Source organism: Candidatus Enterococcus courvalinii, from assembly GCF_017315945.1.
Lineage (GTDB): Bacteria > Bacillota > Bacilli > Lactobacillales > Enterococcaceae > Enterococcus_B > Enterococcus_B courvalinii.
On the sequence record NZ_JAFLWI010000006.1, the window covers coordinates 263,613 to 280,025 of the forward strand.

Here is a 16,413-nt window from a genome sequence, read left to right on the forward strand (position 1 = left end):
ATTTATTTAATCTCATTATCCAAGTAAACCAGTCAAGTATTGTCCACCGTAAATCAATGCCATACTATATAAGAAAATAGAAAGTGGTTTAGCAAGGAGAATAATTAGTGAAAATTTCTTTACGGAGATGTTTGTTAAACCAGCCATCAGACAAAGTGCGTCATCGGGCGCGACTGGCAAGAAAATTGCAAGCGCAAAAAGTTTCTCAAACCGACTTTGATTATCCAACCAACCAATATATTTGTCGTATGTTTTATCACTGATTAAAGACAAAATAAATGGTTTTCCGTAGCGTCTACCTAATAAGAAGATAATGATTGAGCCAATACAAATCCCAACGTAGTTATAAACAAAACCAGCATAAGGACCAAAAATCAGAACACCAGCTGCGGTACTGATACCACCGGGGATAATCGGAATGACTACTTGTAGAATCTGAATCAAAATGAAAACAATGGGTCCAAGAATAACTGAGTGGCCAACAAGACCTCTCAATGTATTGATGTCTTTGAAGACTCCAAGATTGATAAAGTAAACAGTCAGTGCGATCGACACGCCTAAACCGATAATTGAAATAAAGTTTATAAGTTTTCTTGATGCTGCAACGCTCATTTTGAATCATCTCCTTGAAGGTTTTTAATCTAAGATTACTATACGCGATAAAGTGGCAAAGACGCTACTTATTTAGATGACACTACTCAAACAGTTTTGTAAGTTCGAAGTAAGTATAAAAGATTTGTGAAGAAATTGCATCCTACTAAAGACTTATTTAAATTTTATCGGAGAAATTTCTTTAGTAATTATTTCTTTTTGAAAATAAATATAAATAACGGCAGTTTCCTTATCTGGTTAGTAACGATGTTTTCACCATAGCTGACAAAAAAAGAGTGAAAAAATAAGGAAAAATAGAATGCTCAAAAAATGAAAGGGAATGCATAATTTGATGAAGAAACATTTCCCTATTAGAATTTGATTAAATAGTTTATCTTCATTTGATTTAAATATAACAATTATGAGTAAAATGTTTGCAAAGATGGTTAGTTATCGGTTACAATTAAAGAACATATACGCAGTACAAAGTGGGGGAGTTTTTATGAGAAGAAAAGTCTATACTAAAGATCAAATTCTAAAAGCAGCATACGAAGTTGTTGCTAAAGAAGGCTTCAAGGGATTTACTGCTCGTAACATTGCAAAGAAGATGGGGATTTCGACGCAACCTATTTATTTAGAGTTTAAGAATATGGAGGATTTAAAGAATACACTTTTAGATTCCATTTTTGATCAACTCAAAGAGGAAGTTTTTCCTGTGGAGCATACTGGCGACAAAATTATCGATTTAGGGTTAAATTATATCAATTTTGCAAAAAAACATCATAGTCTGTACATGGCATTGTATATCGATGAGCATGGCGATGGTAAAAAAATGCATGATTTTTCATATAATTATTTCTATGAAGCCGCAAAGAAAGACGAAAAATATAGTCATTTATCTGACGAATATATAGATGCGTTACATACGGGTACTTGGGTAGTCGTAACTGGATTAGCTTCATTGATGTCATCAAACATCATGCAGCCGACAGAAGAACAAATCATTTCCTTGATTTCCAGAACAATTGACTCTGTGCTGTCCTTAGACAATCCAGAAATTATCCGCTAAAAATTTATAAAAGGCTAGCGTAGATGTTTGACTACGTGTGGCCTTTTTCTTTTGACCTGAAACGCAAAGACTGGACTGAAAAAATGTTACTTGACATTTTGGCTGAAAAGATTAAAAATAGAAATCGCGGAAGGTTGGCAGAGTGGTAATGCAGCGGACTCGAAATCCGCCGAACCGGCTAATACCGGCGCGCAGGTTCAAGTCCTGTACCTTCCTTTTTAATTTGTAAATAGAGAGCTGAGAACATTGATACAGAGCCATTCTGTTGATGTCCTCAGCTTTCTTTTTTTGCTTTCCACGGCATTTCCACTGCATATGGTCTAATTTTCGAGATAATTCATCACTTGATCAACACTTTCACGCTTCCTTTTTTCGGTTATGTGAATGTATAAATCACTGGTGATTTCTATAGAAGCATGACCTAAGCGATCAGATACATCTTTTAAGGTTAACCCAGATTCAAGCATCATCGTTGCTGCAGTATGTCGTAAGCCGTGCAAAGTAATTTTTCTTAGCCCAGCTTGTTTAAGAACAGTGTGCAGCCATTTGCGAGGTGTAGCAAGTTCGATAAATGAATTGTCCTCTAGACTTGAGAATACAAGCTGATGGCGATTGATAGAGTTATGGCCAAAGCGTAGCAAGTCTTTTCGTTGCTGAAATCGCCACTGCTTTAGCATATCCATTGTTTTAGAATCTAAAGGGACTTCACGCTTAGAACTTTTCGTTTTAGGTAACTCCAAATAAAGCCGTCTGTTCTTTCCTCTGGAGAGCGTTTGAGTGATAGATATATAATTATCCTCAAAATTAACTGAACGCCACTCAAGCCCCAAAATCTCACCTCTACGGCATCCGCTCATCTCAAGTATCCGTAAAAATGTTGCTTGCTTTGGAAAGCTGCTATCATCTAATGCTTGTAAGAATATCTTTAACTCATCTTTCGTAAAAAAATTCTTTTTATCCTCACGATCCAATTTTTCTGGTGGAGTAGGGATAATGATTTTCTTTACAGGGTTCTCACGAATAAGTTCCGTCTTCATAGCATATTCAAAGATACGTGAAGTATTGCTTATAAACTCTCTGTATCGCTTGTATTGAACGTTTTGATTAGCAAATCTCTGCACGATAGCAGGAGTGATTTTATCCATCAAACGAGAGCCAAAGAAGGGAAGTATATGCAATCTATACTGCTCTGTCTGTTTAACAAACGTTGATTCTTTAACCGTCAATTCATAGTTCACAACCCATAGATCATAAACTTGTTGGAAGGTCATCTTCTCTGCTTGTCGAAAACCAGAGTTCTCTATCTCTGTTTGTAGTCTGGATAATGCAAGCTGAGCTTCTTTCTTTGTCTTGAAGCCTTGCTTTGTTTTATTGATACGTTTGCCAGTTACTGGATCAGTACCAAGATATGCTTTAAACATGTAGGCGGATGAACCGTCTTTTTTTGTATATTTCTTTATTGTTGCCATTGTTTTTCCTCCCAGTACCTAACGTGGGGCGTTTGGGTATAAAAGAAGGCTTGTCGTTCTAAGATAAATAAAAAAGCCAACTACCAAATATGATAGTTGACTTTAAACATGTAGCCTAGCACTCTTTCTTATGCACGCATAAGTGTAGAGCGGCAGCATTACCTGCTCTTTCTTCATCTAAAATGATATAGATTGTTTTATAGAAAGTCAACCAATTTGTATAAAATTATAAACATATAGTTTAATTGCCAATTTGCTTTGTACCAATCCTTATGTCTAAGAGAACGTTTTAATAGACGGATACCTTCTTTTTTTCTTAGATATCTAACGTGGCCAGATACATAAGTTTTGAATAATGAGAATAAACATATTGCATCGTGAACTTTTTTGAAACCAACTTGATAAGAATCGATAGAAATCAGTTTTGCAAAGGAAGAAACCATGGCTTGAGGATTCCCGTTGATGCGATTAGTCTTTCCGAAAACATTTATAGAGAGGATATTACTATGAGCTGCAGAGTTTCTTAAATATTTTGCAAACATCATTAATTTTGCAGCTTTTTCTAATTGTACATTTCCATATTTTTTGTAATACATTTTTACGAAACTACATAGACTACCAAAATCCATTAATTCAATTAAAGTCCATATAGGAATATCATTTCCACGTTTTTGATACATATCATTTAGATATCTACTTTTCTTAAATGTATTCAAAGTTTTAGTAAATGAATAATCATCATATAATTCAAATTCTTTAACGATTGAGAAACCATCTTCCTGATTATTTGTAGTAATTAGACGTAAAAGGATGGTCTTGATATTATGTTCGACATCTAGGGACATATCCATTATTAAATACCTAAGTTGCATATCAATTGAAGCTAGATCAATTAAATATGAAAAATCTAAATCATGATACAGCCCGTCCTTTTTCGTAAAATTTTTTCTAAAAGCTGTTAGCTTGTAATAGTAGTTTTTATTTTCCAGTGTATTGATAGCTTCTGCTTTACCGAGATATTTAAAGGTTATTCCTTTAGATTCCATGTGAGTGTACATTTCTTGAAAAGGAAGTTTTCGTTGCTGATGTACCATAAATACTCCTTTCTATAAATTTATTTTTTTACTACCTAACGTGGGGCGTTTGGGTATGTAGGGCGGATAGATACTAATTTTGTATTGCGTTTTGAGCATAGTTCATAATGTCTTCGTATGTTAATACATTGGTTAGTGATTGATCGGATAAAGGCAAACCTTCAGGCATTACATCCCAACTAAATGAGTATGCAAGGTCAATGGTTCGGTTATTACTGTTCCAATTTAAAGCAAAGCTATTACCAGAATTATAATCATCTTTTATCTTATCGGAAAAAGATAGAGCAAATTTGAAATTGAATGTTTCGAACAAGTCATTTATTAATTTTTTTATGCTGGTTACATTTTCTAGTAAAGATAAAAGGGATTCAGGATTTTCTTTATCTAAGTTTTCTAAATCATCTGTAAGTTTCATTTCCAAAAAATCGGGTATAGGTTGAATAGGAGTGTCATATCCTTGCTTTAATATCGCTGCCATTATGAAAGTTATATCATTATCTTTTGTTTGCTCATTAAAAAAATAAAAATGTGTCATTCTATTTATATGTTCAAAATTCACATAAAAAGGAATTGATGCATCTTGCATATCAATATGGTTCTTAAAATTGAATTTCGAAAATATAGTATTCATTTCATAATCTATAGAAACTGTATCAATATTAAAGCTGTAATCACTTTGGAATTCTATTATTTCTGTTACGGAAACCTCTAAATATTTTAAAATTTTATCTAATGTATCTAGTTGTATTCCCTGTGCTAAATTATTGCTAATGTTGGAAATAGTTGTTCGTGATAAACCAGTATTATCAGACAACTCTTGAATCGAAACTTTTTTATCGCTCATTACTTCCTTTAAAGAAAAACGTATCATCAAATCGTCTCCTAAAATTCTTTTTATTATTATCAAAATTATACCACAGCAAATATTTTAATCAATATTATGGTTATTATTGTTGACAATAACCATAAAAGAGTTTAACATATCGACGAACAACGAAAGGGTTGTTTTTTTAGTAAATAACCAACAAGAAGGTTACATTGTGAAATCAAATTTAGAAATTAGAGAAAAAATTGAATCAAACAGAATTTTATATTGGGAGGTAGCAGAAAAAGTAGGTATAAGCCAAGGAAACTTATCTGTATGGTTACGTACGGAAATGCGCGAAGATCGCAAAAAAAGAGTAGAAAAAGCCATTAATGAACTACTACAAAAATAGGAGGAGCGAGGATGGCAAAAATACAGATTGATGAACTTGATTTGTCACCATCTTTACAAGAAATGGTGAAGATGGCTGCAGCAGAGGAAGGAAAGCAACAAGCCCTAGCATTTATCAATGCTTACAAAAAGAAGTTAGAATTTCCTAGATTTATGAACTACAAGCAAGCAGCATCTTATATGTCAACAAGTTACAACACATTGAAGAAAGTATTTATCGATAAAAAGGGTTTGAAAGTAGTAATGATTGAAGGGTACGAAAGAATTGATCAGAAAGATGCAGATGCTTTCTTAGATCTATACAAAAAATAGACCTAGCGTGGGGCAAGGGACGTTCCGATTGAGAAGCACATAGTTTTACTTACAAATACTTGAAAGGTGGTGAGAGAGATGAAAAAAGGCGATTTATGTAAGGTGTTAAAAAGTAAGTTTATCGAAACTGGATCAGTTGTTGAGATTTTGGCTGAGATTCAAAAGGACATCTATTTAGTTGGTTTATCAGACTACTCAGCAAACTACATTTGTGTAGCTAGGAATTTAGAACCAATGGAGGATTAAGGATGATAGAAGATAAAAAAAGAGCCTTGAGCGGACACTCAAGACTGGCAAATCATGTTTCAACATATATTTGTTATGCTCTCATTTTATCTTCCTATTCTTTAGAAATCAAGTATTTGAATAAGAGGAGAGTATGAAATGAACGAATTTATTAAAAATACAGATATTTTTGTAAGAAATTTAAATAGAGGGACAATTGAACACGGCCAAATTATAGATACTTTAGAAATTTTATTGGACAAAGCGATGGACTACCAAACTGAAAATAATGCAGTAGACAGCTCTTTTACACAGATTCTTAGCTTACTGGAGGTTGTTATGCGTTCAATGAGAGAAAGACAAAGTATTGATGAAGATATAGTACTGGCATATGAGATGCGTACATTTAAGGAATTTAAAGAGTTAGTTAAGGAGGTAGCGTGATGGAAAAAAATAAAAAAGTAATTGTAAAAACAGAAGAAAAAATTCTTAAACTGCATGAAATTTACAGCAAAATTGAATTAGCACATTCAATTTTAAGTTTAGTAAAATCCGGTACAGAAGGTATTATCAAAGAGAATAATGATAAGAAAAACAAGATTTTATCCCCCGAAAAATTAAAGGCTTTATCTGATATAGATTTAGCCATTTTGAAAACTGATGATGTTCTTACTGAGTTAATGTTTGAAATTGATGGATGCCAAGGGAAATTACCAGGAGTTTATTATGAGCGAACATAAAAGTTACTATGCAACGATACCGGCAAATGTTAGGTATGATAAAAGCCTTACGGCCAACGCAAAGCTTCTTTATGGAGAAATAACTGCGTTATGCAATGAGAAAGGATTTTGTTGGGCTAGTAATGATTATTTTGCTTCACTCTACGATGTTAATAAAGTGACTATTTCAAGGTGGATCAGTGATTTAATAAGGTGTGGATATGTAAGTAGAGAAATGATTTATAAAGAAGGCAGTAACGAAATTGTTAATAGGTATTTAAGAATTAATCAATACCCTATTAACAAAAATGTTAATCACCCTATTAACAAAAATGCTAAAGATAATAATACATCTTTTAATAATACATTTAATACTACAACTAATACTAGTAGCGGCCATGGTGATATTTTGAAACCAGTATTAGCTTTTTGGGAAAACAATGGATTTGGGATGCTTGCTCCTATAACTGTAGAACATCTAGATCATTGGGTAGATGATTTTATCAAGATTGGTGCATCTGAAGAGAACATAGCACCATTACTCACCCATGCTTTAGAAATAGCGGTAAGTAGCGGTCATTGTAATTATCGCTATGTAAATGGCATCCTTAAAAACTTCGAGAAAAAAAGATATCTTACAGTAGAACAAGTAAAAGCAGAAGACAAGAAACAAAAAACAACGAATTCAGGAAAAATAGAAAACTATGAGTATTCTCCTGAGTATCTAAATTTGGACTTTTGACTATGGATAAATTAAAGAAGATGGGAAAAAGTTTTGGTGATCGGTATGGAAAGTTTTTTGTTGATGCTGGCCCTTGTCCTATCTGTGGACAAGAAATGTTTTACTGGAAGAATAAGGATAAAAATAACAAACGCTCTACAGCCCCTGTATGTCCGAATTGTAGCTATACAGACATGACTAAGAGAAATGACCAGAAGATACAAAAGAAGTCTGTAGAGGCTAAAAGAGCGGCTGCAATCAATCGAATGAAAAGTAACTCTGTTGTGACCGATACAACGGCTTGGAACTATGAGTTTAGTAATTACATTGTATGCGATGAAGAAACTAGAATTGCTAAGAAGAAGGCGGAATATTGGGTAAGTTGCATCTTAAAGAAAGAGCCTATTCATGCATTACTCACAGGAAAACCTGGAGTAGGGAAAACGCATCTTAGTTTTGCAATGGTTAATGCTGTTACAAAGCAATCAGACTACAAGATGAGTTGCTTAGTTATAAGCTATCGAGAGCTACTTGAGCAGATGAAAATTGGACTTAATGATTCTGAGGTGTATAAAGCAATACAGCAATCTGTTATCAGTGACTTGAAAAAGGTTGATTTTGTGATTGTTGATGATTTGGGAGCAGAACTGGGAAAGATTACAGCCCCCTCTCAACCTACTAACTATAACTTAGATACATTAACTTCCCTTGTAGAAGCGAGGATGAATAAGGCGACTATTTTTACCAGCAATCTAAACTCAAAACAGATGCTTGATTTGTATGGTGAACGAATCGTTTCAAGAATTATGAGCAGTGCAACAAATCAAGGGCAGATAAATGCGTTTCGCTTTAAGCAAACAGAAGACAAACGTATGGGAGGGGTTAAATGGAACTGAATAAAGAATTGACCATCATAGAAGAAGGGGTGCTACAATGCATCCCTCTGGGGTCAGAAAGAAAGGTAGCAATTAAAGAACTATCCTCTTTAGTTGATTTAGATGAACGGAGTATCTATGAGGTTATTAATCGGCTTAGAAAGAAAGGCATACCTGTCTGTGCACAGCGTAGTGGCAAGCTAGAGGAACGAGGGTATTATATTGCCACAAACGAACAGGAACGCTCTGAGGGCCTAGCAGCGTATAAGTCACAGGTTCAAGACATGAGTAAACTGATTGAAGATATCGAAGCGGCTGAATTAGATACATGGCAGCAACGGCTATATGGTGCGTAGAGATGAATCCATACATCAAAAAAGCGATGATTGCTTTAGAAAATGGAAATACTAAAGAGTACGAGCTTTATATGCGTGCCAGTCGGACACAACGGAAAAAGCGCCAGGCAATTTCTGAAAAGTGGGAAGGTAAACAGAAGACTTTTCTAAGAAAGAACTATCAAAAGATGACGGATAAAGAACTTTCTCATGCATTAGGGAAGACAATAGATGCTGTTAAGTTTCAGAGAAAGAAGCTAAAGCTATATAAATATCCTGATAACCGAACATGGAAGCCAAAAGACATTGAATTTCTTAAAGCAAATTACCAGAAAATGTCTTTGAAGGAGTTAGCTGAGAAGCTCAATAGAAAGCCTAAGCAAATTAGCTATAAAATAAGTAAACTAGGCTTATCTAAGCATCATAGATACAGAATGAGTATTAATGGCCATGATGTGGCAGAAGGAACAATTAGAGAAATAGCAGAACAAATAGATGCGAATGTATACACTGTGAAGAACTGGCGAACATCTGGTATAAGTTGGGCTAAATTTGAAATAATAGATAAATGAAATGTAGTAAAATGTAGTAAGCGAGGGATAGCGATTGAGTGAACAAAATAGTATAATTAAGGTAGTCCAAGAAGACAAACAAACCATCATGATTGTGCCACCTAAATATGGGCAAGTAAATCTTACTTTCCATGAGGGGAAACTTAAAACGGTGGATGAGAATAGAAAAACACAATATAAATAGATCCTACCTGAAAACAGGCGGATACAACTACTTAGCTTAAATGCTAATGGTGTATCTGTCTGTTTTTTTGTTGTAAAGAAGGTGGAAAAAAGTGGATACTCCAGCACTTATTGAAGAGTATAAACAAGATTTACGGTTATTAACGAAACAATATCAAGCAATTATAGCGAAAAAGGTACGTGAACCAATTAAGAAAGATGGTAAGACTGTCTATCAAATTGTTGATGAGCGGACTGCTCAAGAAGTGGCAGACCAAAAGACAATCGCTGGAGCAATCACCTCTACTCGCTACGCTTTGTATTGGCTGGAGCATGGCGTTGAGAAACCATATGACCAAGAACAAGCCAGTAAGATTCCAAAGCACAGACGAGCAATGAAGCTGGGAGACATTGATCAAACGAGTTATCAAGTCTATCTGCAAGAGATGAATAAGCCAGTGGAGGAAATCAAGTTCAAAGAAGAAGGGATAAAAGCCCAACTAAATGAGATAGAAGGAGCGTTATCAGATAAAGAAAAACTGCTATTTCATTTGATTCATATTGATTTATATACCTATGGAGAAGCGGCTAAAGAAATGGATTTAGCTCTTGGAACTGTTAAATCAACGTCGCAACGAATTAAAAATAAGCTGGATCAATACTTTAATGATGAACCATTGAACTTATTAAAAAACAATTGTGTGAGGTGAGTAGATTGGGTGACAGTAAAAAGATGAAAGAGGTCATAGAATCCTGTATCAGGTATAAGCGTTTTGTTCGACATCATAACTCAAAATAAGCAAATGAACGTTACCAGCAAGTAAACAAGTACACCACAGAACGAGTTATGTTGGAAACTGAGTTAAACTTTTGGGCTTTCTTAAATCAAGTTGAGTACATTGTTAGTTACTTACCCAATGAACCAAAAGAGACCTTTCATCTTCTTACGGATGATTTGAGACCAGGGCGACTGACTGCTAAAGAGATAGACGTAAGAATAGGTAAATCTCTAAGAAAACCTAAACAGGCTTACATGGCGCTTTGTGAAGCATTTGAGCATACGCAAAATGAGTTGATTCAAAGAATAAAAAAGGATGATGCATCTTGAATGAATTGTTTGGTGTGATCAAAGAGAAAGAAACAAAGGCAAAAGCAAAGAAGCTACTAAAAAATTACAAACGATTAGAAAGACAAGTCGGACACCGAGTAAGGCTACAAGGTGTACACCTATCCGATATGCCAAAGAGCCAAACAAAACATGATGCAATGGAAAACCAGTTAATTAGGCGACTAGATGCTGAGAAGAAGTGTGAAGAGATTATTGAAGCAGTCTATCGTCTTGATGAACAAGAGAGAGAAATCCTTCGTTTAACTTTTTTAGCAATAGATACACAAACTAATTATCAAATCGCTCAACAACTAGGCTATAGCGAGAGAAGCGTACAACGATTTAAAGCACAGGCATTAATCCATTTTGCAGAGACATATAAGTCAGGAGAACTTATTGTGTGGTGTGAAGAAGAACGCTCCGTTACAGGATAGTGAATCGGAGCGCTCTGATTGGCTGGTTGCAAAAAGGTTGCATACAAAAAATGAATGCAACTATGCTGAAAGTTCTGTCTATCCTTTGGTAATAGAACATCTGCTTACTGGTTAGCAGTCGTGATTACAAAACAAATGTTTCAAAACAAACATATGTGCATCTACAAAACAAACACAGTTTAGGAGGTGATGGAACTTGTCAAAACCTGTCAAAACCTGTCAAAACCTGTCAGCAAAGACCATAGAATCAGCGTATAAAGAACCTTACCAAACCTTACCTAAAACCTGACAAAACCAGACATTAAATCCTATGTTTTTAGGACTTATGGAACCTACGAAAACCTACTATTAAATCTTATAGTGACGGCGTCTAGAATGTTAGAAAATGTTAGAGCAAAAAGCTATGTAGCCAGCGTTTAAACACTTAATGAAAACCAGACATTAAACCTTATAAAATGTAGGCAAATGTCGGCATTACGAAATATGGTACCAGCACATAACGAACCTTACTAAACTTTACCTAAAACTTGGTAAAACATGGTATTAAATTGTATTACCAGCACATAGAAAACCTAATAAAACCTAATAAAACGAAAAGAGGAATAGAAATGGAATATCAATCAATGTATAAAGTATTAGCTAATATCGCTACACAAGCACAGGAAGTAGCAACAAAATTAGATGAACAACTTAAAATCAATATGCAACGTTTTTTAGGTGAATATTTGCAGGAAGAAAATAAAAGAATTGACAATGAAGCTAAAGAAAAATTAGCAGCGTTACAAGAAAGAGCACAACAACTTTTAGATGACGGAATAGCAGGTTATCAAAACGAATTAGATAAAAAGTATTTTGCAGATATTCAACCGAATCACGTTGGAGAGTTAGAAATGATTGCGAATAGCAATCTAGACTTAGCAGAGATGAGAGCTTATTTCCGTAAATTTAGAGATAATTATCCAGCATTACGCCGTTTAGAAAAGATTGCTGAGGATAAAGGATTTTTAGTTATTGGTAAAACGTATATGAATGAAATGGATTTTTTGGATGGAGTAAAGAATTCTGGTCAAGGTGTAGTTAATGCAATTTCTGGTGGAACTTCTACACGTTTGACGATTGCTTTAAATTTTATGCAAGGGAAAGTTGATGGGTATAATCAACTTGAAAATAAAGAAACCCAAGTATTACAAAAATAAGTACGAAGTCAGTCGTGAGACTGGCTTTTTTAAGTCATTGACAACGTATATCATTTATGCTTTCTTGACACTGTGTGATATTATTTGTGTAGATGAAATGTACAGTAAGAAAAGTAGAAAGGTGATGCATTATGTTTAGCGCAATGGACATAGCTGATTTTATTTTACAAAATAGAATTGATGCAGGGATGCCTATTTCAAATTTGGAGTTACAAAAATATTTATATTTTGTAAATGCAAGATTTTTGTTTGAAAGAAATGAACCATTATTTGAAGAACCTTTAGAAAAATGGAAGTTTGGTCCTGTTGTTAGTGATGTTTATCATGAGTATAAAAATAGTCAAGCAAACAAGATTACAGAACTTAGTAGTCATGAGAGTGTTGAAATTACAGATGAAGGCATTCTATTTAATGCTAACGAATTTGATATTAATTCTATCCCATTAGATGTGCAAAGTATTTTAAATGAAAGTATTGAGCACTTATCAACATTCAATCCATTTGAACTAGTTGAGGAAACGCATAAGCATACTGAATGGAGAAATGATGAAGCTAAGATTATGAACGGTGAGCAACATTTGGTTTATGATGCTGAGCTAATGAGAAAGTATTTTATAGAACATGAAGAAGCCAGAATATGGTGAATGAAAATAAGGATTTAGCTAAAATCTTTGTGGAAATAGTTCTTGAAGCTTCAAATGAAAATTATCTTATTGCCAATAAAAAGGCCATTATAGAAATATTGGAAGCTATCGATAGCCAGAAAAGCCCGTCACCTTATGATGCGATAACGCTCTATATTTTTGAAAAAGGAATAGAGAATCCAGATGAGTTGATTGCTCTTTTTGATGTTACTCAAAAATTATATGAAGATGATATTCCAGATGATATCAGTTTGCATCCTAATATTGATTTATTTTTTAAATCAATTAATAGACATATCAGGCTTGCTGTTATTCAGCAAGAGTATATTAAAAAAAATTCACTTGAAGCTCTTAAAATTAGTAAAGAAGCAGAAGATAAAATTTTAAATTTAGAAGAAAAGATCAAAGAAGCTACTGATAAATTATCTGATGCAGAATTGCAAATAGATAAAATGGAGCAAGTAAAAGGTAGTATCTATACTGAATTTATAGCTATACTTGGTATTTTTTCAGCTCTAATATTTGGATTGTTTGGTGGCTTTGACGGTTTGTCTGAAGCCATAGTAAGTTTAGGAAGTAAATGGTCTATGGGAAGAATGTTGATAATAAGCTCAGGTATCATGCTTTCTTTAACTTTATTGATTTTTGGATTATTACAATGGGTTGCGCGAATTACTGATAGAAAACTCACATCATGTGATTGCTATAAAAGAGGTCTTCCATGTGAACATTCATTATTCCAAAGACATAGAACACTCTTTTCACTTGTATTATCTTTCATATTTGTGTTTTTAATAGGCGAATATATTGAATCCTATGAAAATATTGCTGGAATTGATGTGTTTCAGGCAACACACCAATACCTGTTTAAAGTTCTAGCGTGGGGAATTCCAATTGTTATGATTATTATGATTATATTTGTTTTATATGAAGTTTTCAAAAAACCGGACTTTAATCTATTTAAAACTTTCAGAAAGCAAAAATAAAACCGCCCACAAAGTGAACGGCCGCCCCACGTTAGATTGAAGTTTTACTGCATATCCACTGCATTTGATTGCAGTGGATAGAAATACAGGTATGTCGGTTTTACTGAAATAGCTTTAGAATACTGATTTTTGAAGGTATGGGTATAGCTGAGAAAGCTCTTAGTTAAACCTGTACCTTCCTTATTTAAGCCACTAGAATAAACAGAAAAAGATTGAGGCTCATGTCTCAATCTTTTTTGTTTTGTCACATAACAACTAAACAAAAAATAATTGTGAATAAATGCAGGTTTAATAGAATAAAAATGAGGGGAAAGTTAAAAAAATCCTTTTTTAGACGTCGTGTAATTAAAAAAATAGAATAGAACAAATGAGAGAGTAAAAATTTCTTTTAACATGAGTGATTAAGATAGCATCATAAAAGAAAACATGTTAAATTAGTTATTGAAAAACTTTTTATTAAATGTGCAAAAGTTTTCATGACTTATTTTCATGTGACGAAACTGTTAGAGAAGAACCTTTCGCAAGCACTTTTCGAGTGTGTTAAGATGAGAAGCATGAAATAAAAAAATGAAAAAGTAATTTATATTAGGATGTGAAAGTTAAATGTGCGGGATTGTCGGTTTTGTCAATGACAAAGATAACAAGAGTGCAGTTGTAAACGCGATGATGGATCGCATTGTACACCGTGGACCAAATAGTTCTGGTGAGTATGTCGATAAACACGTTGCTTTAGGTTTTAGAAGATTGAGTATTATTGATTTAGAAGGCGGAACACAGCCTATTTATAATGAAGATGGAACAAAGATCATTATCTTTAATGGTGAGATTTATAACTATCGTCCATTGAGAGAAGAATTACTTGCCGCAGGACATGTTTTTCGCACACATGCTGATACGGAAGTCCTACTTCATGGTTATGAAGAATGGGGAACAGAATTATTACAAAAAATTCGTGGAATGTTTGCTTTCGCTATTTGGGACAATGAAAAAAATGAACTTTTTGGTGCCCGTGATCATTTTGGAATCAAACCTTATTACTATGCAGAGATGAATGGCACGTTCATGTTTGGCTCAGAAATCAAAAGTTTCTTACCACATCCTGATTTTAAAAAAGAATTAAATAAGGAAGCGTTGAAACCTTATATGACTTTCCAATATTCACCTTTAAATGGTGAAACGTTCTTTAAAGACGTATACCGTTTACCAGAAGGTCATTATTTTACTTATAAAGACGGCAAGTTAGATATTCAAGAATATTGGGATGCTGATTTTGAAACAAAAGGTACACATTCTCGCCAAGAATGGATTGACAAAATTGATGAAACAGTTAAAGCTTCAATCAAAGCACACACAATCAGTGATGTTGAAGTTGGCTCATTCCTTTCAAGTGGTGTTGACTCAAGTTACGTAACTTCTGTTTTAAAACCCGATCATTCATTTTCAATCGGTTTTGATGATAAAACATATAATGAAGCAATTGAAGCACGTAAATTGACAGAGATTTTAGATTTAGATAATACTGCGGCGGTTATCGACGGAGATATGTCATTCAAAGCATTTCCATTAATCCAATATCATTTGGATGAGCCAGATTCAAACCCTTCTTGTGTTCCTTTGTATTTCTTAGCTAATCTTGCTTCACAAAGTGTTCGTGTGGTTCAATCCGGTGAAGGAGCAGATGAATTATTTGCGGGTTATCAAACGTATGGTTTCCATACAAATTCAAAATTTATTCGTGTGATTGCACAAGGATTGAAAAAATTACCAAAAGGAACACGCTATAGTTTAGGCCGTAAAATTGGTAAAATGAAAAACTTCCACGGACGTATTCATTTATATGAATCGCTTGCGCCAGCTAAAGAATATTTCATTGGTCACGCACGTGTCTTTGAGGAAAAGGAAGCTGCTGATTTATTGACAGCGACTTATCAGGATGCACCATCTGTGAATGAAATCATGACCGTCCATTACGAAAAAACGGATGGAATCAAGGATGAAGTCAATAAAATGCAATATGTTGACCTGCACCAATGGATGCCAAAAGATATTTTGTTGAAAGCCGACAAATTATCAATGGCAAGTTCTTTGGAAGTTCGTGTGCCATTATTGGATATCGAAGTAATGAAATTAGCACAACAAATTCCAAGTAAATATTTATTAAACCAAAACAACACGAAAGATATTTTCAGACAAGCAGCAAACAAACAGTTGCCAGAAGAATGGTCAAACCGTGTGAAATTAGGTTTCCCTGTACCAATCAAAGCTTGGTTAAAAGAAGAACATGGTTATCAAGAAGTGAAAGCTTTATTTGAAGCAGACTTTGCAAAAGAATTCTTTGACCAAGATAAAATTATGGAATTATTAGACAATCATCATGAAGGAATCAAAGAAGAGCAACGTAAGATTTGGACTATTTTTAGCTTCTTGACTTGGTATAAAGTTTACTTCATTGATGAAACAATCCCTCAAGCAGAAGCAATTGATTATGTAACTGTTTAAGAAAGATAGAAACAAACGAGAGTTACTATTTATAAATGAAAAAGCATTTCAGCCATTGAAAAACTTATTTTTCAATGGTTGAAATACTTGAATTTATTCTAATGAGTTAGTTTTTCATTACAAAAAACCTAAGGCATTGAATGTAGTGACCTTCAAAAGTTAGAGTTTGGTCTAACTTTTGAAGGC

The 16,413-nt window shown here is 33.9% G+C and carries 22 protein-coding genes and 1 tRNA gene; 19 read left to right on the plus strand and 4 right to left on the minus strand.

Features of this window, described 5'->3' with window-relative positions; all coding sequences use genetic code 11:
• Window positions 1–15: 15 nt before the first annotated feature.
• Window positions 16–612, minus strand: a complete 597-nt coding sequence (locus JZO71_RS05600; protein ID WP_206898562.1) for a TVP38/TMEM64 family protein — start codon at window positions 610–612, stop codon at window positions 16–18.
• Window positions 613–1,093: 481 nt separating this feature from the next.
• Here JZO71_RS05600 and JZO71_RS05605 point away from each other — a divergent pair, with 481 nt between their 5' ends.
• Window positions 1,094–1,660, plus strand: a complete 567-nt coding sequence (locus JZO71_RS05605; protein ID WP_206898563.1) for a TetR/AcrR family transcriptional regulator — start codon at window positions 1,094–1,096, stop codon at window positions 1,658–1,660.
• A gap of 128 nt (window positions 1,661–1,788) precedes the next feature.
• Window positions 1,789–1,876 (plus strand) — tRNA-Ser (locus tag JZO71_RS05610).
• A gap of 104 nt (window positions 1,877–1,980) precedes the next feature.
• Here the strand turns inward: JZO71_RS05610 and JZO71_RS05615 are convergent.
• The 3 genes from JZO71_RS05615 to JZO71_RS05625 form a co-directional block, all read right to left on the minus strand.
• On the minus strand, window positions 1,981–3,129 hold the full coding sequence (locus JZO71_RS05615) for a site-specific integrase (RefSeq protein ID WP_206898564.1): 1,149 nt from the start codon (window positions 3,127–3,129) through the stop codon (window positions 1,981–1,983).
• Window positions 3,130–3,326: 197 nt separating this feature from the next.
• Window positions 3,327–4,223 carry an Abi family protein gene (locus JZO71_RS05620; protein WP_206898565.1) on the minus strand — a complete coding sequence of 299 codons (897 nt, stop codon included), beginning with the start codon at window positions 4,221–4,223 and terminating at the stop codon, window positions 3,327–3,329.
• Between the two features lie 73 nt (window positions 4,224–4,296).
• Window positions 4,297–5,094: a helix-turn-helix domain-containing protein gene (locus tag JZO71_RS05625; protein WP_206898566.1), complete on the minus strand. Its 798-nt coding sequence runs from the start codon at window positions 5,092–5,094 to the stop codon at window positions 4,297–4,299.
• 169 nt (window positions 5,095–5,263) lie between these two features.
• On the opposite strand from JZO71_RS05625, the gene JZO71_RS05630 reads away from it, so the two are divergent.
• The 17 genes from JZO71_RS05630 (at window position 5,264) to asnB (ending at window position 16,227) form a co-directional block, all read left to right on the plus strand.
• Complete coding sequence (locus tag JZO71_RS05630; RefSeq protein ID WP_206898567.1) at window positions 5,264–5,440, plus strand: hypothetical protein; 177 nt, start codon at window positions 5,264–5,266, stop codon at window positions 5,438–5,440.
• Between the two features lie 11 nt (window positions 5,441–5,451).
• The gene (locus JZO71_RS05635; protein ID WP_206898568.1) at window positions 5,452–5,751 is read left to right on the plus strand and encodes a DNA-binding protein; all 300 of its coding nucleotides are present in this window, start codon (window positions 5,452–5,454) and stop codon (window positions 5,749–5,751) included.
• A gap of 78 nt (window positions 5,752–5,829) precedes the next feature.
• Entirely contained in the window at window positions 5,830–5,997 is a 168-nt protein-coding gene (locus JZO71_RS05640; protein ID WP_206898569.1) for a hypothetical protein, read from the plus strand.
• A 138-nt stretch (window positions 5,998–6,135) separates the two neighbouring features.
• Entirely contained in the window at window positions 6,136–6,420 is a 285-nt protein-coding gene (locus tag JZO71_RS05645) for a hypothetical protein (RefSeq protein ID WP_206898570.1), read from the plus strand.
• A complete protein-coding gene (locus JZO71_RS05650; protein ID WP_206898571.1) occupies window positions 6,420–6,716 on the plus strand; it encodes a hypothetical protein in 297 nt (98 codons plus the stop codon). Before JZO71_RS05645 ends, JZO71_RS05650 begins: the two co-directional genes overlap by 1 nt.
• Window positions 6,703–7,437 carry a DnaD domain protein gene (locus tag JZO71_RS05655; RefSeq protein WP_206898572.1) on the plus strand — a complete coding sequence of 245 codons (735 nt, stop codon included), beginning with the start codon at window positions 6,703–6,705 and terminating at the stop codon, window positions 7,435–7,437. The genes JZO71_RS05650 and JZO71_RS05655 overlap by 14 nt, the downstream gene beginning before the upstream one ends.
• Window positions 7,438–7,439: 2 nt before the next feature.
• Window positions 7,440–8,312, plus strand: coding sequence for an ATP-binding protein (locus JZO71_RS05660; protein WP_206898573.1), 873 nt, complete (start codon window positions 7,440–7,442; stop codon window positions 8,310–8,312).
• Window positions 8,303–8,647: a hypothetical protein gene (locus JZO71_RS05665; protein ID WP_206898574.1), complete on the plus strand. Its 345-nt coding sequence runs from the start codon at window positions 8,303–8,305 to the stop codon at window positions 8,645–8,647. The genes JZO71_RS05660 and JZO71_RS05665 overlap by 10 nt, the downstream gene beginning before the upstream one ends.
• Window positions 8,648–8,649: 2 nt before the next feature.
• Window positions 8,650–9,198: a hypothetical protein gene (locus tag JZO71_RS05670; protein WP_206898575.1), complete on the plus strand. Its 549-nt coding sequence runs from the start codon at window positions 8,650–8,652 to the stop codon at window positions 9,196–9,198.
• A gap of 34 nt (window positions 9,199–9,232) precedes the next feature.
• Window positions 9,233–9,382, plus strand: coding sequence for a hypothetical protein (locus JZO71_RS05675; RefSeq protein WP_206898576.1), 150 nt, complete (start codon window positions 9,233–9,235; stop codon window positions 9,380–9,382).
• 91 nt (window positions 9,383–9,473) lie between these two features.
• Window positions 9,474–10,070: a positive control factor gene (locus JZO71_RS05680; RefSeq protein ID WP_206898577.1), complete on the plus strand. Its 597-nt coding sequence runs from the start codon at window positions 9,474–9,476 to the stop codon at window positions 10,068–10,070.
• A 140-nt stretch (window positions 10,071–10,210) separates the two neighbouring features.
• The gene (locus JZO71_RS05685; RefSeq protein ID WP_206898578.1) at window positions 10,211–10,468 is read left to right on the plus strand and encodes a hypothetical protein; all 258 of its coding nucleotides are present in this window, start codon (window positions 10,211–10,213) and stop codon (window positions 10,466–10,468) included.
• Window positions 10,465–10,902: an ArpU family phage packaging/lysis transcriptional regulator gene (locus tag JZO71_RS05690; RefSeq protein ID WP_206898579.1), complete on the plus strand. Its 438-nt coding sequence runs from the start codon at window positions 10,465–10,467 to the stop codon at window positions 10,900–10,902. Before JZO71_RS05685 ends, JZO71_RS05690 begins: the two co-directional genes overlap by 4 nt.
• Window positions 10,903–11,510: 608 nt before the next feature.
• Window positions 11,511–12,098: a hypothetical protein gene (locus tag JZO71_RS05695; protein ID WP_206898580.1), complete on the plus strand. Its 588-nt coding sequence runs from the start codon at window positions 11,511–11,513 to the stop codon at window positions 12,096–12,098.
• A 131-nt stretch (window positions 12,099–12,229) separates the two neighbouring features.
• On the plus strand, window positions 12,230–12,742 hold the full coding sequence (locus JZO71_RS05700; RefSeq protein ID WP_206898581.1) for a Panacea domain-containing protein: 513 nt from the start codon (window positions 12,230–12,232) through the stop codon (window positions 12,740–12,742).
• On the plus strand, window positions 12,736–13,728 hold the full coding sequence (locus tag JZO71_RS05705; RefSeq protein ID WP_206898582.1) for a hypothetical protein: 993 nt from the start codon (window positions 12,736–12,738) through the stop codon (window positions 13,726–13,728). Before JZO71_RS05700 ends, JZO71_RS05705 begins: the two co-directional genes overlap by 7 nt.
• 603 nt (window positions 13,729–14,331) lie before the next feature.
• Window positions 14,332–16,227 carry an asparagine synthase (glutamine-hydrolyzing) gene (gene asnB, locus JZO71_RS05710; RefSeq protein WP_206898583.1) on the plus strand — a complete coding sequence of 632 codons (1,896 nt, stop codon included), beginning with the start codon at window positions 14,332–14,334 and terminating at the stop codon, window positions 16,225–16,227.
• Window positions 16,228–16,413 lie beyond the last annotated feature (186 nt).